Here is a 23,521-nt window from a genome sequence, read left to right as displayed (position 1 = left end):
AGAGAGAAGGAGAACCATCATGACGTTAGATAATAATCAATCTTTAGTAAAAACCATGTCCATTTTTCTCATCCCGCTTTTGCTAAGTAATATTTTGCAATCGATCGGACAATTAGTGTCTATTGTTCTTGTCGGAAGATGGATTGGAGAGGATGCAGTAGCTGCCATTTCTGCATTCTTTCCGCTTTTCTTTTTACTCGTTTCTTTTTCCATTGGAATTGGATCGGGAAGCTCGATCCTTATTGGACAAGCGTATGGAGCAAAAAATGAACAGAAATTAAAAGAAATTATTGGCACAACGCTTTCATTCACTTTTTTGATCGGAGTATCTTTAGCGATCATTGGAGGTTTTTTCGCAACAGACATCTTAAACCTTATGGGAACACCCGCTAATATCGTGGAGGAAAGTGCGGGCTATGCTAGAATTCTATTCATCTCAATGCCGATCTTATTTCTTTATTTTGTTTATACGACCTTCTTGCGAGGGACAGGGGATTCGAAAACGCCATTTTATTTCTTAATGATTAGTACGGCAACGAATATTTTGATGCTGCCCATTTTATTATTTGGATGGCTGGGACTGCCAGCGTTCGGCTTATACGGCGCTGCGTATGCTTCTGTGATTTCAACAATTGTGACATTTATCATTCTACACATCTACTTATATAAGACAAAGCACCCGCTTCGCATTGATGCATCGGTGAGAAAGCATTTATTGATGAAAGGAGATCTATTAAAAACGTTATTAAAGCTCAGTATCCCATCAAGCATTAATATGATCCTCATTTCTTTATCAGAAATTGCCGTTATTTCTTTCGTCAACGATTATGGATCACAGGCAACAGCTGCCTATGGTGTTGTCAATCAAGTCGTGAGTTATGTGCAGATGCCGGCAGTGAGCCTTGGCATTGCGGTCTCGATCTTTGCAGCTCAATTCATTGGCGCGGGAAATATGAATCGACTGAAAGATGTCATTAAAATTGGGTTAGGTCTTAACTTTGCCATAGGCGGATGTATCATTATTTTCGTTTATATTTTTGCACCGCAGATTTTATCTATTTTTTTAACAGACCCTGGCACGATAGATATTGCCTATAGTTTGGTCGTCATTACATTATGGAGCTATCTCATTTTTGGAACGGCCCAAATTGTTGCAGCCACAATGAGAGCAAGCGGGACGGTTCTTTGGCCGACGATCTTTAGTATTTGTTCCATTTGGCTTGTAGAAGTACCAGTCGCTTATGTGCTATCGCACTATACATCTCTTGGCATTAAAGGAATATGGATTGGCTACCCAGCTGCTTTCTTTGTGAACTTACTCCTCCAATACAGCTACTATCAGCTCGTATGGAAGAAAAAACAAATTGTCTCGCTTGTTCAATCATAATGTAAAGGTGTAAGACAGCATATACATACGAAGATCTCTCACTTTTAAGGAGGCCGAATCTTCTATGTTTTTGAATCAAAGAAATGAACTGAGCTCGCACAATATCGGTGACTTTTCTTATGCCGGACCAGATTTCCAAGTGCTGACGTGGGGGGAAGGAACGACATTACATATTGGGAAGTTTTGTTCTATCGCAAACGAAGTGAAAATTTTTCTAGGCGGGGAACACCGTACTGATTGGGTCACAACGTATCCGTTTAATCAAATTTTTAAAGAAGCTGCCCATATTAAAGGACATCCCAAATCGAAGGGAGATGTTCATATTGGACATGACGTATGGATTGGATATGGTGCGACGATTATGTCAGGAGTAAGTATAGGAAACGGGGCCGTGATCGGGGCAAATAGTGTGATCACAAAAGATGTGCCGCCATATGCAATTGCCGCAGGAAATCCCCAGCAGCTCATGAAATATCGATTTTCATCCGAAATAATCGAAAAACTGCAGTTATTAGAATGGTGGAATTTAGAGTTTTCAATCATCCAATCTATTTTTCATCTTTTGCAATCGTATGATATTGAACAGTGTATAAATGTAATAGAAGACATAAAAAAGAAAGGCTGAAAAAGCCTTTCTTTTTTTAGTTTAGCTAAGACGTATGATGGTCAAGGCTGCTCCAGCAGCACCACCTCCGCTAACTAAAATAGCTGTGACAACCGCCCCAAAAAACTGCAGTGAGATGGTATTACCAGCTGTTAAATTAACAATAACAGTGTTGTTGATTAATGAAGTTGAGATAACAGGTGATTGAACAGAACCAGAAATAGTAGTTGTTCCATTTAAAAGCAAACGTGTATTAATCAAAAGAGCTGTAGTGGTGTTGATTTGATACGTAATATAATATTTACCAGTTTGCAGAACGGTAAAAACAGTACTAGTGCCGTTTGCTGTAAAACCAGTAATGTTTTGAAAGTTTGGCAAAGGAATATTCGTTCCTCCTGCTACAGTAACGATGGTAGGGCCAGAACTATTAGCAGCATAAAGTGCTGTATCTGTAAAACCACCTGTTCCAGTAGCCCCAGTGACACCTGTCACGCCAGTAGGACCTGTTGGTCCAGTAATACCCGTGGCCCCGGTAGGTCCGGTAGCTCCAGTGATCCCCGTGGTCCCGGTAGGTCCAGTTGAACCGGTGATCCCCGTAGCACCAGTAGGTCCAGTTGAACCAGTGATGCCCGTGGCGCCAGTAGGTCCAGTAGCTCCAGTAATCCCCGTGGCACCGGTAGAGCCAGTTGATCCAGTAATACCTGTCGCACCAGTAGGTCCAGTTGAACCAGTGATACCCGTTGCGCCGGTAGAGCCAGTTGATCCAGTAATCCCCGTGGCACCAGTAGGTCCGGTAGCTCCAGTGATCCCCGTCACACCAGTAGGACCTGTTGGTCCAGTAATACCAGTGACACCAGTAGGACCGGTAGATCCGGTAATACCGGTGGCACCAGTAGGACCGGTAGATCCGGTAATCCCCGTGGCCCCTGTATCACCAGTAGTTCCGGTAATCCCTGTCGCACCCGTAGGACCCGTAGCTCCAGTAATACCCGTCGCACCCGTAGGACCCGTAGCTCCAGTAATACCCGTCGCACCCGTAGGACCCGTAGCTCCAGTAATCCCCGTCGCACCCGTAGGACCCGTAGCTCCAGTGATGCCCGTGGCACCGGTAGGTCCGGTAGGTCCAGTGATACCCGTCACACCAGTAGGACCGGTAGCTCCAGTAATCCCCGTGGCCCCAGTAGGTCCGGTAGCTCCAGTGATACCCGTTACACCAGTAGGACCCGTAGCTCCGGTAACCCCTGTCGCACCAGTAGGACCCGTAGCTCCAGTGATCCCCGTCACACCAGTAGGACCTGTTGGTCCAGTAATACCAGTGACACCAGTAGGACCGGTAGATCCGGTAATACCGGTGGCACCAGTAGGACCGGTAGATCCGGTAATCCCCGTGGCCCCTGTATCACCAGTAGTTCCGGTAATCCCTGTCGCACCCGTAGGACCCGTAGCTCCAGTAATACCCGTCGCACCCGTAGGACCCGTAGCTCCAGTAATACCCGTCGCACCCGTAGGACCCGTAGCTCCAGTGATCCCCGTGGTCCCGGTAGGTCCAGTTGAACCGGTGATCCCCGTAGCACCAGTAGGTCCAGTTGAACCAGTGATGCCCGTGGCGCCAGTAGGTCCAGTAGCTCCAGTAATCCCCGTGGCACCGGTAGAGCCAGTTGATCCAGTAATACCTGTCGCACCAGTAGGTCCAGTTGAACCAGTGATCCCCGTTGCGCCGGTAGAGCCAGTTGATCCAGTAATCCCCGTGGCACCAGTAGGTCCGGTAGCTCCAGTGATCCCCGTCACACCAGTAGGACCTGTTGGTCCAGTAATACCAGTGACACCCGTGGCACCAGTAGGTCCGGTTGAACCGGTGATCCCCGTGGCCCCGGTAGGTCCGGTAGCTCCAGTGATCCCCGTGGTCCCGGTAGGTCCAGTTGAACCGGTGATCCCCGTGGCACCAGTAGGTCCAGTTGAACCAGTGATGCCCGTGGCGCCAGTAGCTCCAGTTGATCCAGTAATACCTGTCGCACCAGTAGGTCCAGTTGAACCAGTGATCCCCGTTGCGCCGGTAGAGCCAGTTGAACCGGTGATCCCGGTGGCACCAGTAGGTCCAGTTGATCCAGTGATCCCCGTCGCCCCTGTATCACCAGTAGCTCCAGTAATCCCCGTGGCACCAGTAGGACCGGTAGATCCAGTGATGCCCGTGGCACCGGTAGGTCCGGTAGGTCCAGTGATACCCGTCACACCAGTAGGACCTGTTGGTCCAGTAATACCAGTGACACCAGTAGGACCGGTAGATCCGGTAATACCGGTGGCACCAGTAGGACCGGTAGATCCAGTGATACCCGTTGCCCCCGTAGGCCCAGTAGCTCCAGTAATACCCGTGGCCCCGGTAGGTCCGGTAGCTCCAGTGATACCCGTTGCCCCCGTAGGCCCAGTAGCTCCAGTAATACCCGTAGCGCCAGTAGGACCGGTAGATCCAGTGATCCCCGTCACACCAGTAGGACCTGTTGGTCCAGTAATCCCCGTGACACCCGTAGGACCGGTAGCTCCAGTGATCCCCGTCACACCAGTAGGTCCAGTTGAACCAGTGATACCAGTGGCCCCGGTAGGTCCAGTTGATCCAGTGATCCCCGTCGCGCCGGTAGAGCCAGTTGATCCAGTAATACCTGTCGCACCCGTAGGCCCAGTATCTCCAGTGATCCCCGTAGCGCCAGTAGGTCCAGTTGAACCGGTGATCCCGGTGGCACCAGTAGGTCCAGTTGAACCGGTGATCCCGGTGGCACCAGTAGGTCCAGTTGAACCGGTGATCCCCGTAGCGCCTGCAGGCCCAGTTTCACCTGGTGCTGCTAAAAGTGTGTAATCTGACGACGTATCTGGCGTACCTGAAGGTGGTGCAGAATCCACTATATACGTACCACCACCATAAGTGACCACTTGCCCTACTGAATATGTTGTTGCCATAACAGGATCATAGGCTTCAACACCACTTAATCCGATCCCAGTAGGCCCCGTAGGCCCAGTTTCTCCAGAAGCAGCCAAAAGGGTATAGTCGGGGGAGAGTCCAGGTATTCCTGATGGATCGTCAACATTGGCAATGTAAGTACTGCCATTAAACGTGACCACTTGCCCTGCATCATAATCTTGTGATTGTGAGGGATCAAAAGGAAGAGCGCCGGTTAACCCGCCAGCAGGTCCAGTAGGTCCGGTTGGTCCAGGGGGACCTGCTGGGCCTGCCGGGCCTCTTGGTCCAGCTCTTTGATTTGGTTTTGATTGTTTTATTCCTTTTGCAATCTGGCAAGGTTGATTCCCTTGAGATATCTTTTGTGTTGGATATTCTTGTTTAATGAATGGACAGTCTCTTTTTCGAGGACGGTCATGACGTGATCTTTTGTAATGAGGCTGTTCATGGTATTTACCGCAAAAGGGACATTTGTGTTCGAATTGATTGTACAAATTGCCCATCTCCTAGAATTGATATTTCATTCTATGTGCAAATTTTCAAATTGGAAGTAAAACCTAGGAAATCATCATTTCGAAAATCATCGAATCAAATCATTTAAATCTTTCATGAATTTGTGTTATGGTGTTGAAAGTATAAAATAGTATGATTTTTGACAGAAATGGGGACATCATTTATGAGTCAATCAGTTTTACAAGGCAAAGCCTATTCCGTTTTAAATTTATCCTCAGTGACAGAAGGAGGTACCATTAAAGAATCTTTTGATCGTAGTATGGATTTAGCAAAGAAGGCGGAGAAGTGGGGCTATCATAGATACTGGCTGGCAGAACACCATAACATGGAAGGGGTAGCGAGCTCTGCAACGTCTGTTTTAATTGGATATATTGCGGGAGGAACCGAAAAAATTCGAGTAGGATCTGGCGGGATTATGCTGCCAAACCACTCTTCACTTGTCATTGCCGAACAATTTGGCACACTTGAGACATTGTATCCAGGGAGAATTGATTTAGGTCTTGGCAGAGCACCAGGGACGGATCAGTTAACAGCAAGAGCGCTTAGACGTAATCTTCATAACGGAGAAGATTTCCCAGAGCAGCTTGAAGAACTTCGTCAATATTTCAAGCCGACCGGTCAGGTTAAAAAACATGTAAGAGCTGTTCCAGGAGAAGGTCTGGACATTCCGATTTGGCTCCTTGGTTCAAGTGGTTTTAGCGCCAGACTTGCAGGAGAACTTGGATTACCATTTGCCTTTGCAGCACATTTCTCACCTAAAAATACAATTCCTGCGTTAGAGTTGTACAGACAGTCCTTTAGACCTTCTGATGTATTAAAAGAGCCTTATGCCATGGTCGGTGTGACGGTTTTTGCTGCAGATGAAACAGAACGGGCTGAATACTTGGCAACCTCTCATTATCAGCGGTTTTTAAGTCTCATTCGCAACACACCAGGAAAACTGAAGGCGCCTGTCGACAGCATGGACGGTCTTTGGAGTCCATATGAAAAGGCGATGGTGGATGAACAATTAAGCTCGACTATCATTGGGGATAAAGAAAAAGTAAAAATAGAATTAGAAGCCTTTATTGAAGCTACACAAGCAGATGAAGTGATGATTAATTCTGATATGTTCGATCATCAAGAAAGAATGCGTTCGTATGAAATCATCGGAGAGATCTTTCAAGAGGCACAAGAAAAATAAACATAAAAAAAGAACTGCACAGAGCAGTTCTTTTTTATTTAAGCTTTTGTAAAAATGCGAAATGGTTGTCCGATTGGCAAAACGATACGGCCAAAATGTGTATTTAGGACAACAGCTGCAGAACCATAAAATGAAAGCAGGGAAATAATCAATTCTGCAATACCAGCCATGGTATGAGTCACATCGTACATCACACCAAAAGTGCTAAGGGAAAGACCAATGAATAAGAAATCAATAAAGACGAAAATCAAAAATAATACTTTATGTGTTTCCATTGCACCAATCGTCATAAACAAGCTGAAAATCAAATAACCAATAAACGCAAAACCTAACTGTTTTGGATCTGCTGCTCCCGCAAGCGTTTTCCCAAAAACGCCGGCTTGAATGAGCCAAGTTGTTCCAACGCCCATCCAGAAAAGACCGAATGCGCCAAAAGCAGTGGCTCCAAAAATATTATGATGCTTTGAATCTTGTATGGACGCGATCAGCTGCGCGATTCCTCCAAGGAAGATAGCCCAAGGTAAAATAAGGGAAGTGCCATCTGTGATTCCTAGTTTTTGTGAGGACGCAACGAGCGTCACCATTGCTAAACCAAACAAACCAAGTGGTGTTGGGTCTGCAATTGATAATCGAATTGCTTGAACATTCTGTTTTTCCATAATGACCTCCTACAATTTGCACTTACAAAAGATACTCGAATTCGATAGAAACGTCAAGCTCTTTTTTAGTAGACACTTGCATCGTCTTCCAAATAAATCTATATTTAATACATATCAAATGTGATAGAAAAAGAGGGATAAAATGAGGAAGGGCTTATCTGGAAAAACGATTGCCATTTGTGGAACGAGAAAAACAGAAGAAATGCGTACACTTGTCGAAAAGCAAGGGGGACAAGCCGTTATTCGCTCTCTTCAAGGAACCGTATTTTTAGCCAAAGAGGAATTAAAGCCAGGCATAGAAACCTTTGTGAAACAAGGGGCCGACTGGGTGATCTTGACAACAGGCATCGGTACAGATACATTGATTGAGAGTGCAGAAGAGCTGCAGCTTGGTAAAGAATTTATGAACATTCTATCAAATGCCCATATTGCTTCAAGAGGGTACAAAACCTTTGCTGCTTTGAAAAAACGCGGAATTCAGCCTGAGCTCTCTGATGAAGACGGTACAGTTCGTGACTTGATTTCAAAGCTTGAAGACAAGGAATTTCAAGGCAAACGTGTGATGGTGCAGCTTCATGGTGAAAATGCACCAGCTCTCATTCAGTTTTTACATGAAAAAGGGGCAGATGTTTTGCCGCTTTTACCATATCAGCACACACCTCCTGAACCAGAGGCAGCTGAAACGCTGCTGAAAGAAATGAAAGATGGACAAGTACATGCCGTTTGTTTTACAACCGCTGTCCAAGTTCACGCCTTTTTCAAACTAGCTGCAGAATGGGGAAGAAAAGAAGAATTGCAAGCATTATTCGAGCAGCACGTGCTTGCAGTAGCCGTCGGGAAAGTCACTGCTGAAGCTTTAAAAGAAGAGGGAATAGACCGAATTCTTGCCCCGTCACTTGAGAGAATGGGTGCAATGATAATAGAGCTATCCCGATATATGGAAAAACAATCAGCACACTCATAAAAAAACGCCTTTCACCAGATCAGTGAAAGGCGTTTTGGTTAGATTGTCCGTTTTCGATTCGTCCGAATTTTTTTGAGTACAAAGTAGAGAACAATCAGGACAATGGCAATGACCATAATAGGGGTTGTATAAGCATGAGCAACACTTTGAATATGATCCCATTTTGTCCCAAGCTGCATGCCAAGATAGATAAATAAGATAGACCAAGGGATGGCAGCTAATCCTGTCAAGAAAACGAATTTCAAAAAAGGCATCTTGGCAATACCCGCTGGAATCGAGATGGCATGACGGACAACAGGGATAAAGCGGGCGGTAAAGACTACACCGGTTCCATACCGGTCAAACCAGCGCTCTGCAGTCGCGATATGATGTTCATGGATGAACAAATACTTTCCATACTTTGTTAAAAAAGGTCTTCCGCCGTACAGACCGATCCAGTAAATAAAACACTGGGCGAGCGTACCACCGATGACGCCGGCAATCACAGCTCCTACAAAACCAATTGTGCCTGTTGACACCATATATCCGCCATAGGCAAGTACAATTTCACTCGGAATGATTTCAATCATCAGCCCTAGTGCTACACCTACATAACCAAGGCTTGTCAGCCAGGTTAAAATTTCATTAAAAAAGGTTCCCATTCATTTCACTCTGCCTTTAAATACGATTTTTCTTCAAGCATCCTTATAAGAGCCTATGCTTGTTTTGCTTTTCTCATGAGTATGCTTTCTATATATGCCAGCATGGCTTGCGGCTCATACAGACACCACTGAACCTGGCTTTTTCATCAAGTCTATGTTAAAAAGCTCTCGTCTAGCAGATTTTATCATACCATATTTGCCGGCATTTAGACGATCTACTTGCTATGTGAAAAATAGTCACCATAAAAGAATAGGCTGCATCCGTTTTTTCAGCAGAACATGATATAATTTGCTAGATGAAACGAACGGGTGGTGCACAAACATGTATTTAACAATTGCAGAAACAGCTGAATACTTGGAAGTATCAGAAGCGTATATTAAAAAATTAATCCAGCAAAAAAAGATCCGTTACGTATTTGACGGGGAATCTTATCTTATTTATCAAGGGCAGTTTCAAACGCATTTAAAGCAGCTCGAACAATATAAAGAGCTCGTCCAAGAGATCTTAAATGAACCGATTCCGGAAGACCCCGATGTAAAGGATGAAGATTAGAATATTGTCATTTTTTCAATTGATTCAACATGGATCAATGTAGAAAGAATAATCTTTATATTAACTTATGCTCAAATGGTTCCCGCTCTTTCTCGAATGACAATCATTAGCAGTAAAAGGAAGTGAAAATGGTGGGGACAACTACTTTATGTGACGCCTGTCAAAAAAACGAAATGAATGTTGTAGAAGCGTCTGATGAACCGAAACAGCCATTCTCCTAACCAATTTTTACTGCACGATGATTTTTATGGAGAGGACGGACAGGCTTTCCAATCAGAGAAGGACGTCATCGTCACCAAAAGTGAGAAAGCTCCAACATTACACGTCGTTAGGCATGATTTGGCGTCTTTAATAGACTTTTCAATTACTAGATGGTTTCTTGAGGATGATGTCATCGATGCGTTGAAACAGCACGACCAGCAAAAAATCTTGGATTTCGTTCATAGTAGGTTTTATGAAACGGAGCATGCTGAAGTGAAATCACGAATGTTAGAAATCGCAGCTGATGTTCTAGGTACAGTTGCCGCTGAATGGGTAAGGGAACTTTTGGATCAGGCGGACGAAGAATTCCTTTATCCGCTTTCGTGGGCAGCAGCCAGCTGTTTGCCAGAAGATGAGGGATTACACCATATATTGAAAAAAATGAAATCGATCAGTGAAAAAGAATTGCCGTTAGAGGCTTTTATTTGCCTGCACCGTTTCCGTTCTCACAAAATATTGGATTGGATGGAGTCAAATTGCACCCATTTTCACGATCAGTGGGGAAGGCTGGCAGCCGTCAGCTGTCCAACCTGGGAAAGAATGAAATCTTGGCTAAACAAAGGAAGGTCTTTCAGCTTAATTGCACTAGATACAATGGCAAACTGTGCAGGAAATAGACCGGCCCTAGTGGAACAATTTTCACCTAAAATCCTTAAAACTGATAAAAATGAAGTAGAGAAGATTTTACATGATGTTAATCAAAAAGATCAGGTTCCACGAGTGAAAATGAAAGTGTCCAAAATCTTGGAGAACAAACAAGACATATTTGAATAAGCCTTTTTATTGGCTGACTCCCGTTTGAACAATTTTCATGCGGCATTTCACTTTTACATCCGCATCAGGATAAATGTCTTGCCATTTTTCTGGTGTCATTGCCTTGTCTTTTGATCTATATCTAAGGCCCAGTCCAAGCGGGTCTATGTTTTGCTTTTTAAAGGACTGTACAAGATCTTCTCCTTGCTGAGTGATACGTTTTTCAACTTCTTTTTCGACTTGGTCCAATATATTCGGTTTATCGATTTTTTTGGACTTCATGAATTCTTTCAATTCGCCTTTTAGTTTGATATCTATCGTGATATGAGGCTTTTTTGTTAGGTTTTTCGTCGGTTTGATCTGGTAAGACACATGTGATTTGATATTTTCAATGACAACATGAGTCTTCGCTCGATCTTGCAATTGAAACTCATAGATGCCATTTTTATGATTTTCAATCATCGCTTTAAATGTGAACGTGTCTTCTCCTGGAATATGACCCACCATTTTTTCTTGATCAAATAGAGCAACGCCCGAGACCTTGATGGCATTGCTTGTTCTTTCAATGTAAGGGAGATAAGCATCGACCCCTTTTGCCATCATCTGATTCATAAAAATATGCTGATTTGTGACTGGCTCATTGCCATTTCGCATATTTTGCGCTAACAGATCAGAGAGATATACACCTATATTTAAGTTCGTTTGATTCATTTTTGTGTATAATAATTCTTCGACTTCTCCGCCAACAATCGCAAACACTTGGCGTGAACCAATAATAGGATCACGATAAATGTAATTCATTAAATCGATCATGCCGACTTCTTTTGCTAACTTTTCACTGACTAAAATAACGAGCACCTGGCCCATAACCACCGGAAAAGGCGATTTTTCTGACACGAGAAATTGGATATTACTAATCGTGTTTGACTTTGCACTTAATATTTGATAGCTGCCTTGCTCTTCACTTTTAAAGACGGGAAAGACAAAAAAGCCCTTCATTTCGCCATCTTCCATTAAATCAAATCCTGCCGCCTGAGAGATATTTAATTCATCTAATAGCCGGGGCTGTGCACAGCTAGTTAACAAAAGACTAAACAACATAAGACCTATGAGTACATACTGTTTCATGTTCGTTTTTTCAGCATCAGTCCAATGACCATACAGACAATCAATCCATAGATCAGAATGAATCCGCTATATTCCACCCATTGATTAAAGGTTTCAAAAGAAGTTGCACCGGCAAAAAACGAAAACATGATCAGAATGAGAATGCTGAGACCGATTAAATTGACGCGCTGGCTTGTATGAAATACTTGTTTCGCCATTCGGCTCGCAGCCCATAATGGAATCGCGATATTTGGAATAATAAGAAGCAGCCAAAGAGACACTTCAATAAATTCAAAGCGCTGAATGAAGGGAAGTTTCACAATGCTTGTTAACGTCAATGTTGGCCATTTTGTTAATTTAAGCTGAGCACTCGAATAATACGCAATGGATACGAGAAAGACAAGTAAATTTAAGCATGTCGTGAATAATGCTCCCATGTGGGCAAATTTTTGTGACGTTTGTGCTTTTTTAATAAAGGGATAATAGACAAGCAGCGTTCCAAAACCAAACATGGGTAAGGAGGCATCTTTGAGACCCATTACCAGCTGCGAGAATGTATGATCAAACATTGGAAACATAAAGCGAATGTGACTATATTTCATGACGTAAAAGCAAATAAACGTCATCCAATATGTGAGTATAATGCTAAAAAACGCCCATCCTGCAATGGTTCTAAAGCCGCCGGTATGAATGTAATACACTAGCACAAGCAGTACAGCAGCAAACAAAAAACCCGGAATTTCTTTAAACAGCCACACATGGATTACATCCATATAATGGACGAGGACAGTAAGCGACAAACATGAAAAGTATAAGATGTAGAGAATATTGAATAATTGCCCAATCCATTTACCAAATACGAATTTTGTAATATGAACAAATTCATCCGAAGGAGCCTTTTTAAACATCAAGTAAATCAGAAAGATCATCACATTGACACTGATGCCAGAAATTAGAATGGCGATCCATCCGTCATTATTCATGGAACGGACAAGGTTCGTTTGAAAGTTTAAAATGCCGACACCTACTTGATTGGCATTAATGAGAAAAAACACAAAAAAAGGGGATATTTGAAATTTCTCTTTGACAGAAGAAGAGCTCATGCCTTCACTTCCTTATTCATAAAAATCATTTTTCCCCTTCCGGCCTTGCTTAGGCTTTGGCTGGTGAATGGTTCTATTTTGTCCGCGTAAATTATCCGGCCTTTTATTCAAAAAGCGAAGCTGAGGGCGAATCAAACTGCTCTTTAAATCAGCTAGACGAGGTGGATAAATGGGTTCAAGGTATGGCTGCCCAATAGAGGTTAATTTCATCAAATGGGTGATCAGAAAAGCGCCCATCAGTGAAATTCCTAAGGCTCCCCAAACCTGTGCTGCAAATAGAAAAGGGAACCTCAAAAGCCGGATGGCATTTCCCATTTTATAGATCGGGGTGACAAAGGAAGCTAGAGCAGACAATGCCACAATAATCAGCAGGATATTACTTGTTAAGCCCGCTGCCACCGCCGCCTGTCCAATGACGATCCCGCCAACAATCCCGAGTGTTTGTCCTACCTTTGTCGGAAGCCTGGATCCAGCCTCTCTTAGTAATTCAATCGAAATCTCTAAAAATAGTGCCTCAATGATCGGAGGAAATGGCACAAGATAGCGCGAGGACACAATGGTTTCTAATAAATCCTTTGGGATCAGCTCATAATGAAAGGTTAAAACGGCTACATATAAAGGTGTCGCAAAAATGGAAAATATCACAGCAAATATGCGTAACAGCCTAAAGCAAGAAGCCGCAATCCATGACATATTATAGTCTTCCATAGTGGAAAAATACTCAAGTAAAATAGTCGGGGCAAGCAAGACATGAGGCGAACCATCCACTAATATGGCAATTTTTCCTTCTGATAAACCTGAAGACACGCGGTCGGGTCTTTCTGTATTCAAAAACAACGGAAAGATCGTATTGGACACATCATAAAGCATTTGAGCAAGGTAATTCGCATCTAAAATCTGATCATAATTAACGTCCTCAATTCGCTGAAGAACCGTTTCGATGTTTTCCGGGTTGGCGATTTCTTCAATATATAACACGGCTACTTTTGTTTGAGACAGCGTACCAACCGTCTTTTCCTCAACTTTCAGGTTAGGCGTTGGCAGCCGCCGCCTGACTAAATTTAAATTGGTATCTAAAGACTCTACAAATGCTTCCTGTGCACTAATAATCCCAAATTCAATCTCAGGCGGACCTACTTGTCTGCCTTTCTTTTCTTCAATCGGCAAAAGAAGCGTTTTGCCCCAGTCTGTCTCAAGTCTAATGGCAATGCTGCCCCGGTGAAGGGCTTCTTCCACTTTTTGAAGATCGCTCGTGATGACAGCCTGCTCAATGGGAATTCGTTCTTTCAGCTCTTCAAGAGTGGGTGTCAGATGCATTTGTTTGAGGGAGGGGAGAATTTGTTCATGTAGAAGATGTCCATTAATCAATGAACGAAAAAAGGAAGTCCTATACAGAAAATCTCCATTTCGAGACAGCTCATTTGTAAAATCAGCAGAACGTGACAATGCTTCAAATACTGAATTCGGGTCCTTTTGTTGTTTGTTTTTCTTCAGCATTTGAACCAGCTCCTTCGGCGATTTGCCTCTATTATCTAACCAATTGTCTAAAGATATGCATGAAAAAAAGCGTTCAGCTTGATGGGCTGGACGCTTTTTTTCCATATAGAACGGCTTCTAATAATAAATCAGCTAAATGGACCGCGCGCATGCTCGGCGAGTGCCCTGAGCGTTTGATGCCTGCTGCCATTTGCAACTGACAGCCTGGATTAGATGTAACGATGGCAGCCGCCTTTGTTTGGCTGGCTTCTGTCATTTTATGATCTAAAATTTGCATCGACATCTTTGGCTGCAAAATGTTGTAAATACCAGCTGAGCCGCAGCACCGGCCCGCATCCTTCATTTCTTTAAATGATACACCATGAATGGCCTTCATCAGCACCCTTGGCGCATGCTGTACACCCATTCCGTTCCGCAAATGACAGGAATCTTGGTAGGTGATGACTTGCTCTGGCAAAGCAAGCGGCATGCGGCGGTGAAATTCCAGCTCCACTAAAATGTCTGATATATCCGTGATTTTCTTTGAGAAGGCTTCACTTCGCTTTTGAAAATCCGGATCATCGCAAAGCAAATGATTGTAATCACTTAAAAAAGCGCCACAACCGCCCGCATTCATGACAATGGCATCCGCATCTATCTCTTCAAAAGCTTCAATATTCCGCTTTGCTAACTGTTTCGCTTGTTCTTTTTCACCGCTATGGCCATGGAGCGCTCCGCAGCACGTCTGAATAGGAGGGACGAAGACGTCACAGCCTGCCAGCTGCAAAAGCTGGATGGTTGCTTCGTTTGTACTGGAAAAAACCGTGTCCATTAAACAGCCAGTAAAAAAGGCGACCCGTTTTCTCGCTGGGCCGGCGGCTTTGTATTCCGTCAAACGGCTTTTCTGTTGACGCGGTACCTTTGGAAGCGCCTGTTCCATCAGGCGTAAGTGCGGTGGAAGCACCTTCAGCATGCCAGTTTTGCGGGCGGCCGTTTGCAGACCAGATGTTTGATAAAATCGAAGAAGTCCTGCCGCTTTCCGCATTCGGCTTTGTGAAGGAAAGAGACCTTTAAACACTACACGTCTTACAAGTTTGACAGGGATGGATTGTTTTTTGTGCTGCTGAATGATGTCTCTTGCATCTTCAAGTAACTGTCCATATTTAACGCCGGAAGGGCAGACCGGTTCACATGCACGGCAGCCAAGACAAAGATTCAGCGAATGCTCGACATCTTCATCTGGCTCAATGACGCCGTCTCTCACCGCCTTCATTAAAGCAATTCGGCCGCGGGGAGAGTGTGTTTCTTGTTGACCAGATTCAATATAAGTCGGGCAGGAAGGAAGGCAGAAGCCGCAGCGCATGCAATTGAGCAGCTCTTTTTCGTCCATCTGCTGCTGAAATGTTTGCTGAATCTCTGTTTGTTTAGAACTCATGAGACCACCACCCGCTTTCTTGCGGCTTTTCCAAACACTTTATCAGGGTTCATGATATTTTCCGGGTCAAGCGCTTGTTTGATCGCTTTCATTGCCGCAATGCCTTCTTTTTTGACCTTTAGTTCTAAGTAAGGGGCTTTCATAAGACCTACGCCATGTTCACCTGTAATGGTGCCGCCAAGTGAGACTGCTTTTTCAAAAATGGCCTGAAAGGCTTCTTCCACCCGTTTCATTTCTTCTTCATTTCTTGCATCTGCTGCACAAGTAGGATGCAAATTGCCATCACCTGCATGACCAAATGTACAGATTTTCACTTTGTACTCCTTCGCAATGTCTTCGATCGCCCGCACCATGCTGGCAATTTCAGACCGGGGGACTGTGGCATCTTCTAAAATGGTCGTCGGGCTTAACCGGGCGAGAGCTGATAAAGCAGATCGTCTCGCTGTTAAAAGGGCATTGGCCTCTTCTTCAGAATGTGCGATATTCACTTCTTTTGCACCGTGCTGCTGGCACACTTTTGCGATGCGCTGCATATCACGGGCAACCGCCTCAGGATGGCCGTCTTGTTCGATTAACAGCACCGCTTGAACGTCAGTCGGCAAACCGATTTTTGCAAAGTCTTCAACGACTTCCAAAGTCGGCTGATCCATAAATTCTAATGTGGCGGGGATGATACGCTCTGCAATAATCGCCGACACTGAAGCGGCGGCTTCCTCTAAACTTTCATATAAGCAAAGCATCGTTTGTTTTGTTTCTGGAAGCGGCAAAAGCTTCAGCGTAGCTTCAGTGACAATCCCGAGCGTTCCTTCTGAACCTACGAACAAACGGGTCATATCATACCCGGCCACGTCCTTTGCAAGCTTGCCGCCTGTTTTGATGATGTCACCGTTTGGCAGAACGACTTCAAGTCCAAGTACATAATCTCTCGTCACTCCATACTTTAATCCCCGGAGACCACCTGAATTTTCATTAATATTTCCGCCTAATGTAGAGATTTTCATAGAGCTTGGATCAGGTGGATAGAAGAGGCCTTTCGCCTCTACTTGGCGAATGAGTTCCTGTGTGATCAAACCAGGCTGCACCGTTGCTGTCAGGTTTTCTTCATCTATTTCTATTAATTGGTTCATTCTTGTAAACAGCATCACAAGTCCGCCTTGAGTGGGACATGTGCCTGCACAAAGGTTCGTTCCTGATCCTCTTGGCACGATCGGAATGTTATATGAGGAGCAGAGCCGGACAATTTGCTGGATTTCCTCAGCCGCGTGCGGGCTTACGATGACATCTGGCATATGCTGAAAATTTGGTGTTGCATCATAAGAGTAGGCAAGCCGATCGGCTTTACTGTCCTGCATGTAAGAAGCACCGACAATCTTTTTTAATTGATTTAAAAATTCAGAATGTAACATACGCATTCAACTCCTATTGATGAGACGTATCGTTTCATTCAGTATAAAAAAAGAATCGCCTCATGCCTATGGACGATTCTACAAAATATCGGGCTGTTCGCTTCGTTTTTTTGGATCATGATCTAATAACATGAAGGCTAAATAAAAGAGCATTGCATCTTGCATACGCTTTGGATCAAGTGTCGTTAAATCTTGGATGCGTTTTAGCCTGTAATGCAGTGTATTGATATGGACATGCATCGCTTCTGCTGTATATTTCAATGAGCAATCTGATGTCATAAGCACCCGCAATGTTTTCACTAATTCAGGATAGGGGAGAAGAGGGGCGATTGTTCGATCAAGAAACACTTCTTTTGTTTCCTGACTCACTTCCTCCATAAAAAGTTCAAGCGTTAAATCTTCATCAAATACAATCGGTGTATCAGCATGTGCCATTTTTAATGCTCGAAAGGCTTGTTGAAAGGATTGCTTCATCAAATGAGCAGCTGCTGGTTTGCCTGCTCCAATCAAAACTCCCTGTGTGCCCCGCGCCGTAAGGGAGGCATGGATGTGAAACAGGCGCTGCTGCAAGGCTTTACGATCATCTGCTGTTGTCTGCAGCATGAGCAAAAAACGGGCATGCCCCCAGCGGACGATGATCTCCTGACTAGTGAGATGCAGCGTTTCCTTCAATTCTTTGTATTGATTCTGCTTCATAAATGATTCATCCTGACAATCGATCAGAACAACTGCGCGCTCCTTATTGATATCAAGCTGGAGCCGCGACGCTTTTTCAGTGAGATCAATCGCTGTCTCTGGCAGATGAAGCCAGTCGAATACAAACGCTTCGAGCTGACGTTCATCCGTTTCAGTTTCTTGAAAAAATTCATGTTCATGAATAAGCAGCTCGGTCATTTTTCTTAATATTTCGCCAAAAGGAGACACATGTACAGGATCTCCTGTCATTCCAATGACCCCGATGACCTCTTGCTTAAAATAAATAGGCAGATTGATGCCAGCTTTGACGCCTTTCATGTGCTGCTGGTCATCCTTTGTGAGAATTCGTTTCTGTCCTTCAAAAGATGTCAGATACGCTCCTTCATGAAATTGTCCAACGCGTTCTGGATCTGTTGCTGCAATGATGGTGCCGTTTGTTTGTGCGATGATGATTTCCTCAGTCAGCACCTTTTTAACCTCGTCTACGATTTTTTCTGCCAGTGTCATTGTGAGCAAAACGTACCCCTCCGAGATGTTTCTTTTGACACTATCATACCATCATATGCTAGGACATATCTTTCTTTTCATGAGTTATGCTAAAATAATAAACACACATGAAGGAGAAGAAAGGAGACATAGCCATGTCACTGCAAAATCGCTTACAAGACTTACTAAAAGAAGGACAGGCGCTGACCGACTTTGAATATGATGAAGCGGCGCGCCGCAATTGGACATTAGAAGGGGCGAGAATAAAAGAAGAAGCCCGTTTTGGCGATGTATATATAGAGCGTGTAGACAAGGAATCAGAGAACATGATTCAAACAGAAAACGCCTCATTTCTAAACACACCGCTTACATATGTGAAAAAACATCAAAAAGAATTCATTTATATCGAATCCAAGTGGTTTGATGTCGTGAAAGTGGATGGCTTGGCCATTGAATGGGATGAAGTGTTTCAAACGTATACCGTCCTATTCGGTTTAAAACGTCCTAAAAAAGACACGAATATTCTAAAGGACATGCTATCGCCATTAAATGGTGCTCAGCTTCAATTTAATGGACAAGATGGCTTATTTGATGTGAATTTGCAGCTTCTTGAGCTTGAGGATATCCACGAAGATACGGCTTTCATTGACGTCATCTCGGCCGTGTATCGATTTTTATTCCGTATGAACATGCAGCTTGAAATCAATGAATCAAAAAACGGCTCAAATTCCTGAGCCGTTTTTTTGTCCATTTATTCATTCGATGAAGGTGTGACAAACCGTACATCATGCTCTTTTCCATATTGAAGATAATCTTCATTTGGCTCCTGATTGGTCACGACGATATCAATCTCGTGCAAATCACAAAACGTGGTCAAGGCGTAATGATCGAATTTGCTATCATCCACTAATAAAAAGGTTTTGGCACTTTTTTGAACAAGCGTCTTTTTAATATCGGTTTCAAGCGGAGACGAATTCGTGACGCCGTGATCAATGGATAAACCAGTTGATGCGATAAAGGCTTTATTGACATTGTAAGCTTTTAAGCGCTCAACACTTTGATAGCCAACGAAAGAATTCGTTTTTCTTTCAAGCATCCCGCCAGTGGAAAAGATGGTGAGATTTTCATAAGGCATCGCCTGTGTAATGAAATCCACATTATTGGTCACAATGGTCACCTGTTTCTCAGTCAAATAGGGGAGCATCTCAAGCGTTGTCGTACCAGAATCAATAAAAATCATATCCCCGTTTTCCACAAAAGCGGCAGCCGTCTGACCGATCAATTGCTTTTTACTGAGCTGACGGATCTTTCGCTCCTGATACACCACTAACGTTGAGTGGTTCACAGCCACTCCGCCATACACTTTTTTGAGCACGCCAGATTCGACCAATGCCTGTACATCTCGGCGTATCGTGTTTTTTGAGACACCAAAATGCGCCACAAGCTCATCAAGTGAGGCAGATTCCCGGTCAAATACATACTCTTTGATTTGTTGAATCCGTTTTGTTTTTATCATACTTCATATCCCCAATCAATCCGAATGTCCTTTTTCCATTATACCAATAAATTCTCTTACTGGGATTAGGTCAATTGATTCTCTTTTCTCCTTTGATATAAAAGCGTATGATAGAAAAAAGAACGAAACTAGAAAGGACTTTCACTTCTATGAATCAATCAAACAACCCATTTTCAAAGCTTGCGAATTTTAGAGAAGTAGGGGGACTTCAAACAACAGATGGGATGGTGATCAAACAGGGAATGATTTATCGATCCGCAGACTTATCCCGTTTGTCGAAACAAGACATCAGAATATTCTCAGCACTCGGAATTCAAACCGTTTGTGACCTCCGTACAGCCTCAGAACGTAAATCACATCCAGCAAAGATCAAGGAACACGACAAAATCGTCCATATTCCGATGCAGCCTGACAGTAAGATGCCGAGTAAATGGACCATGTTTCGTATGCTGGTAACAGAAGGGAAGTCTCTCTCATTTACACCGATCATGAAAGAGTTATATGAAAGCATGCTGACAGAGCGTAAAGAAGAGATTCGGCAGCTGTTCACACTGCTTTCAGATCAAAGCCATTACCCGCTGATGCTTCACTGCACGAGTGGCAAGGACCGTACAGGTTTTTTATCTGCCCTGATTCAGTTAACAGCAGGTGTACCGCTGGCTGTCGTTTTAAGTGAATATATGCGTTCCAATGAAGGCGTGCAAATGCTCGTCAGAAGGCAGGAACGATTTGTCCGATTGATGAGTTTATACCGGGTGTCAAAAGAACAAATTCAGCCGCTTGTCGGTGTGCAGCAAGATTATCTTGAAGATGTGCTGCACGAAATGCTGGAGACATACGGGAGTGCAGAGCAGTATTTAATTGAAGCCTGCAAAGTCCCTGAAGCTCAGCTCAATGAAATGAAAAACATTCTGCTTACACCATCTGCTGGCATTCCATCACAAAAAGCGGAATAAACTTAAGGTGAGGTGATGCAAAACATGCTGAAAAAGATCAGTATGACAGTTTTAACACTGATGTTGATGTTTGTATTTTTATTGATTCCTTCTAGCAGTCTAGCTGCTCGCCCAGTGCCAAAAGGAAAGCTTGAGAGCACAAGAGAGATGCGCGCGGTATGGATTGCATCGGTTTATAACTTAGATTGGCCCTCAAAGAAGGGGCTGCCCGTAGCAGAGCAGAAACAAGAGTTTATTCGTTTGTTAGATGAGATCAAAGCGATGAATATGAATGCCGTCATTATGCAAATTAAACCAACAGCAGATGCCTTTTACCCTTCAGCATACGGGCCGTGGTCAGAATATTTGACTGGAACACAAGGGAAAGATCCTGGGTATGATCCGCTTGAGTTTATGATAGAAGAAGCTCATAAACGCGGTCTTGAATTTCACGCTTGGTTTAACCCTTATCGAATCACAATGAATCATACTGATCTCAGCCGTTTGTCAGCCGATCACCCTGCAAGAGAGCATCCTGATTGGACGATTGCATATGGTAATCAGCTTTATTACAACCCAGGCATTCCTGAGGCTCAGGACTTCATTGTAGGCGGCATAGAAGAAGTTGTGAAAAACTACGATATTGATGCGGTGCATATGGATGATTATTTTTACCCTAATAAAATAGCTGGTGTCCCGTTTCCAGATCAAGAAACGTATGAAACATATGGAAAAAAAGCATTTACACATATAGAAGATTGGCGAAGAGATAATGTGAACCAGCTGGTGAAGCAAATCAATGACACCATTAAGAAAGAAAAACCTTATGTGAAATTTGGTATTAGTCCATTCGGTGTATGGCGCAACATAAAAGATGACCCGACTGGTTCAAACACCACAGCAGGAATGACCAACTACGATGATTTGTATGCTGATACAAGAGAGTGGATTCAGCAGCACGATATTGATTATGTCACTCCGCAAATTTACTGGAGCATCGGCTTTCAAGCTGCCGCTTATGATGTGCTGACGAAATGGTGGTCAAATGAGGTGAAAGGGGAGCCGGTTCACCTGTACATTGGTCAGGCGGCGTATAAAATTAATCAAAACAGTGATCCTGCTTGGTCTGACCCGGAAGAATATTTTAGGCAGATTGAGCTGAACAGGCAGTCACAGCTCGTGCAGGGAAGCATGCATTTCAGCCTGAAGGATCTCAATCGCAACCCTTTGAATGTAAAGAATCGATTGATAGAAGAGTCATACCGCAAACCAGCTCTCATTCCAGAAATGCCTTGGCTTTATCAGAAAGCACCTAAAAAACCAATCATTCAATCTGTGAAAAAGACATCGGATGGTGCGGCTTTACAAATCAAAAATGATCCGCATTCTACCGTATCCTATTATGCAGTCTATCGATTAACAAATAAAGGAACATATGAATTACTGCAAACATTTAGAAAAGAAAAAGGCGCCATAACAACGATTAAAGACCTCCCAGTCAATCAAAAGAAAATGGATACTTACAAGATTACGGCTCTTAATCGTCTTCATCACGAAAGCAAGCCTTCTACAAAAATAGTGAAATAACGAAAAAGCATGAATGAGGATTTTTCTTCATTCATGCTTTTTTTCTATTATTCTTGTTTTAATTTTCTGAATTCAAACAAGCTTGGCATGAAGCAGCTGCTTGATTAATAAATATGATAGAAAAGAGCCAAAGGGGGAAGCAAGATGGATTTTGAATTAACGAAAGAACAACAAATGATCCGCCAGATGGTCAAGGATTTCGCCAAAGCAGAAATTGCACCACTCGCTCAAACCATTGATGAACAGGCCGTATTCCCAGCCAAAACGTTTCAAAAAATGGGGGAGCTCGGCTTTATGGGCATCCCCTTTCCAGAGAAATACGGCGGCTCAGGAGGAGATACGATATCGTATGCACTGGCTGTAGAAGAAATCGGAAAACAGTGCGGTAGTACAGGTCTTAGCTATGCTGCAGCCGTCTCCTTAGGCGCAAGCCCGCTTTATTACTTCGGTACAGAGGAGCAAAAGATGGACCACCTTGTCCCGCTGGCTTCTGGAACAGCACTCGGCTCCTTTGGATTAACAGAACCAAACGCAGGATCAGATGCAAAAGGGACAAAAACAAAAGCGGTCAAAGACGGACAAGAATATGTCATTAGCGGGGAGAAGTGCTGGATCACAAACGCCAATTTTGCCAGAACCATTATCGTCACTGCAGTCTCGGATTATGATGAAAACGGCCGCCCAATCATCTCCGCCTTCATTGTGGAGAAAGGGCAAAAAGGGCTGACCATTACAAATCCATATGACAAAATGGGCGTGCGCGGTTCAGATACAGCAGAAATCATTTTAGACGGTGTACGTGTACCCGCCCAGAATATTTTAGGAGACCCAGCGAAAGGCTTTAAGCAATTTTTATATACATTAGACGGGGGACGCATTTCAATTGCTGCATTATCAGTTGGTATCGCACAAGCTGCACTAGATGCTTCGCTCTCGCATGCAAAAGAAAGAAAGCAATTTGGGCAGACCCTTTCTTCCTTCCAAGCGATTCAGTTTAAGCTGGCAGATATGGCGATGCAAATAGAGCTCGCCAGACAAATGGTATGGAAAGCCGCTTGGCTGAAAGATCACGGCAAGCCGTTTACAAAAGAAGCTGCCTATGCCAAACTTTTCGCTTCTGAAATGGCGACAAAAGCAAGTCTTGATGCTGTTCAAATTCACGGGGGAACAGGCTACATGAAAGAATGTGGTGTAGAACGGCTTGTGAGAGATGCGAAGCTAATGGAAATTGGAGAAGGGACCTCTGAAATTCAGCGTCTAGTCATCGCAAGACAACTGTTAGCGTAATCCGATAATGAAAACGCTTACC

Annotated in this window: 20 protein-coding genes; 10 read left to right on the top strand and 10 right to left on the bottom strand. The window is 43.7% G+C overall.

Annotated elements, in window-relative coordinates:
- The first annotated feature begins 19 nt into the window (after window positions 1-19).
- A complete protein-coding gene (locus NSS65_RS09620) occupies window positions 20-1,387 on the top strand; it encodes an MATE family efflux transporter (RefSeq protein ID WP_061109223.1) in 1,368 nt (455 codons plus the stop codon).
- A gap of 64 nt (window positions 1,388-1,451) precedes the next feature.
- The gene (locus NSS65_RS09615) at window positions 1,452-2,012 is read left to right on the top strand and encodes a CatB-related O-acetyltransferase (RefSeq protein WP_061109222.1); all 561 of its coding nucleotides are present in this window, start codon (window positions 1,452-1,454) and stop codon (window positions 2,010-2,012) included.
- Between the two features lie 21 nt (window positions 2,013-2,033).
- On the opposite strand, the gene NSS65_RS09610 is transcribed toward NSS65_RS09615, so the two are convergent.
- Window positions 2,034-5,441, bottom strand: coding sequence for a collagen-like protein (locus NSS65_RS09610; RefSeq protein WP_342467377.1), 3,408 nt, complete (start codon window positions 5,439-5,441; stop codon window positions 2,034-2,036).
- Between the two features lie 173 nt (window positions 5,442-5,614).
- On the opposite strand from NSS65_RS09610, the gene NSS65_RS09605 reads away from it, so the two are divergent.
- Window positions 5,615-6,634 carry an LLM class flavin-dependent oxidoreductase gene (locus NSS65_RS09605; RefSeq protein WP_034284055.1) on the top strand — a complete coding sequence of 340 codons (1,020 nt, stop codon included), beginning with the start codon at window positions 5,615-5,617 and terminating at the stop codon, window positions 6,632-6,634.
- A 38-nt stretch (window positions 6,635-6,672) separates the two neighbouring features.
- On the opposite strand, the gene NSS65_RS09600 is transcribed toward NSS65_RS09605, so the two are convergent.
- Window positions 6,673-7,293 (bottom strand): GPR1/FUN34/YaaH family transporter, encoded by a 621-nt coding sequence (locus NSS65_RS09600; RefSeq protein ID WP_024425703.1) that lies wholly within the window; start codon window positions 7,291-7,293, stop codon window positions 6,673-6,675.
- 142 nt (window positions 7,294-7,435) lie between these two features.
- Here NSS65_RS09600 and NSS65_RS09595 point away from each other — a divergent pair, with 142 nt between their 5' ends.
- Window positions 7,436-8,257 (top strand): uroporphyrinogen-III synthase, encoded by an 822-nt coding sequence (locus NSS65_RS09595; protein WP_046311372.1) that lies wholly within the window; start codon window positions 7,436-7,438, stop codon window positions 8,255-8,257.
- 38 nt (window positions 8,258-8,295) lie between these two features.
- On the opposite strand, the gene NSS65_RS09590 is transcribed toward NSS65_RS09595, so the two are convergent.
- Window positions 8,296-8,898, bottom strand: coding sequence for a DedA family protein (locus NSS65_RS09590; protein ID WP_034284052.1), 603 nt, complete (start codon window positions 8,896-8,898; stop codon window positions 8,296-8,298).
- A gap of 322 nt (window positions 8,899-9,220) precedes the next feature.
- On the opposite strand from NSS65_RS09590, the gene NSS65_RS09585 reads away from it, so the two are divergent.
- Together NSS65_RS09585 and NSS65_RS09580 are read left to right on the top strand one after the other, a co-directional pair.
- Entirely contained in the window at window positions 9,221-9,451 is a 231-nt protein-coding gene (locus tag NSS65_RS09585) for an excisionase family DNA-binding protein (protein WP_034284049.1), read from the top strand.
- 195 nt (window positions 9,452-9,646) lie between these two features.
- Window positions 9,647-10,486, top strand: coding sequence for a hypothetical protein (locus NSS65_RS09580; protein WP_326135154.1), 840 nt, complete (start codon window positions 9,647-9,649; stop codon window positions 10,484-10,486).
- A gap of 6 nt (window positions 10,487-10,492) precedes the next feature.
- Here the strand turns inward: NSS65_RS09580 and NSS65_RS09575 are convergent, their stop codons facing one another.
- The 6 genes from NSS65_RS09575 to NSS65_RS09550 all read right to left on the bottom strand — a co-directional run bounded on the left by NSS65_RS09575 (window position 10,493) and on the right by NSS65_RS09550 (window position 18,204).
- On the bottom strand, window positions 10,493-11,593 hold the full coding sequence (locus NSS65_RS09575; protein WP_046311370.1) for a Ger(x)C family spore germination protein: 1,101 nt from the start codon (window positions 11,591-11,593) through the stop codon (window positions 10,493-10,495).
- Window positions 11,590-12,675 (bottom strand): GerAB/ArcD/ProY family transporter, encoded by a 1,086-nt coding sequence (locus NSS65_RS09570; RefSeq protein WP_326135153.1) that lies wholly within the window; start codon window positions 12,673-12,675, stop codon window positions 11,590-11,592. The genes NSS65_RS09575 and NSS65_RS09570 overlap by 4 nt, the downstream gene beginning before the upstream one ends.
- 12 nt (window positions 12,676-12,687) lie before the next feature.
- Window positions 12,688-14,172: a spore germination protein gene (locus NSS65_RS09565; protein WP_041117649.1), complete on the bottom strand. Its 1,485-nt coding sequence runs from the start codon at window positions 14,170-14,172 to the stop codon at window positions 12,688-12,690.
- A gap of 73 nt (window positions 14,173-14,245) precedes the next feature.
- Window positions 14,246-15,586, bottom strand: a complete 1,341-nt coding sequence (locus tag NSS65_RS09560) for a (Fe-S)-binding protein (protein ID WP_326135152.1) — start codon at window positions 15,584-15,586, stop codon at window positions 14,246-14,248.
- Window positions 15,583-16,992 carry a glycolate oxidase subunit GlcD gene (gene glcD, locus NSS65_RS09555; RefSeq protein WP_111927479.1) on the bottom strand — a complete coding sequence of 470 codons (1,410 nt, stop codon included), beginning with the start codon at window positions 16,990-16,992 and terminating at the stop codon, window positions 15,583-15,585. Before glcD ends, NSS65_RS09560 begins: the two co-directional genes overlap by 4 nt.
- 78 nt (window positions 16,993-17,070) lie before the next feature.
- Entirely contained in the window at window positions 17,071-18,204 is a 1,134-nt protein-coding gene (locus NSS65_RS09550; RefSeq protein WP_098677247.1) for a sugar diacid recognition domain-containing protein, read from the bottom strand.
- 125 nt (window positions 18,205-18,329) lie between these two features.
- Between NSS65_RS09550 and NSS65_RS09545 the strand changes: the two genes are divergently transcribed.
- Entirely contained in the window at window positions 18,330-18,908 is a 579-nt protein-coding gene (locus NSS65_RS09545; RefSeq protein WP_326135151.1) for a branched-chain amino acid aminotransferase, read from the top strand.
- Between the two features lie 17 nt (window positions 18,909-18,925).
- Here the strand turns inward: NSS65_RS09545 and NSS65_RS09540 are convergent, their stop codons facing one another.
- Window positions 18,926-19,690, bottom strand: a complete 765-nt coding sequence (locus NSS65_RS09540; RefSeq protein ID WP_070325915.1) for a DeoR/GlpR family DNA-binding transcription regulator — start codon at window positions 19,688-19,690, stop codon at window positions 18,926-18,928.
- A 149-nt stretch (window positions 19,691-19,839) separates the two neighbouring features.
- Here NSS65_RS09540 and NSS65_RS09535 point away from each other — a divergent pair, with 149 nt between their 5' ends.
- The 3 genes from NSS65_RS09535 (at window position 19,840) to NSS65_RS09525 (ending at window position 23,499) form a co-directional block, all read left to right on the top strand.
- Window positions 19,840-20,646, top strand: coding sequence for a tyrosine-protein phosphatase (locus NSS65_RS09535; protein ID WP_326135150.1), 807 nt, complete (start codon window positions 19,840-19,842; stop codon window positions 20,644-20,646).
- A gap of 24 nt (window positions 20,647-20,670) precedes the next feature.
- A complete protein-coding gene (locus NSS65_RS09530; protein WP_326135149.1) occupies window positions 20,671-22,212 on the top strand; it encodes a family 10 glycosylhydrolase in 1,542 nt (513 codons plus the stop codon).
- Between the two features lie 144 nt (window positions 22,213-22,356).
- The gene (locus NSS65_RS09525) at window positions 22,357-23,499 is read left to right on the top strand and encodes an acyl-CoA dehydrogenase family protein (protein ID WP_214755176.1); all 1,143 of its coding nucleotides are present in this window, start codon (window positions 22,357-22,359) and stop codon (window positions 23,497-23,499) included.
- Window positions 23,500-23,521: the final 22 nt, after the last annotated feature.

The organism is Bacillus sp. FSL K6-1006 (assembly GCF_038593175.1).
GTDB lineage: Bacteria > Bacillota > Bacilli > Bacillales > Bacillaceae > Bacillus > Bacillus safensis.
The sequence above is the reverse complement of the archived record's forward strand: the minus strand, read 5'-3'. Positions and strand labels throughout refer to the sequence as shown.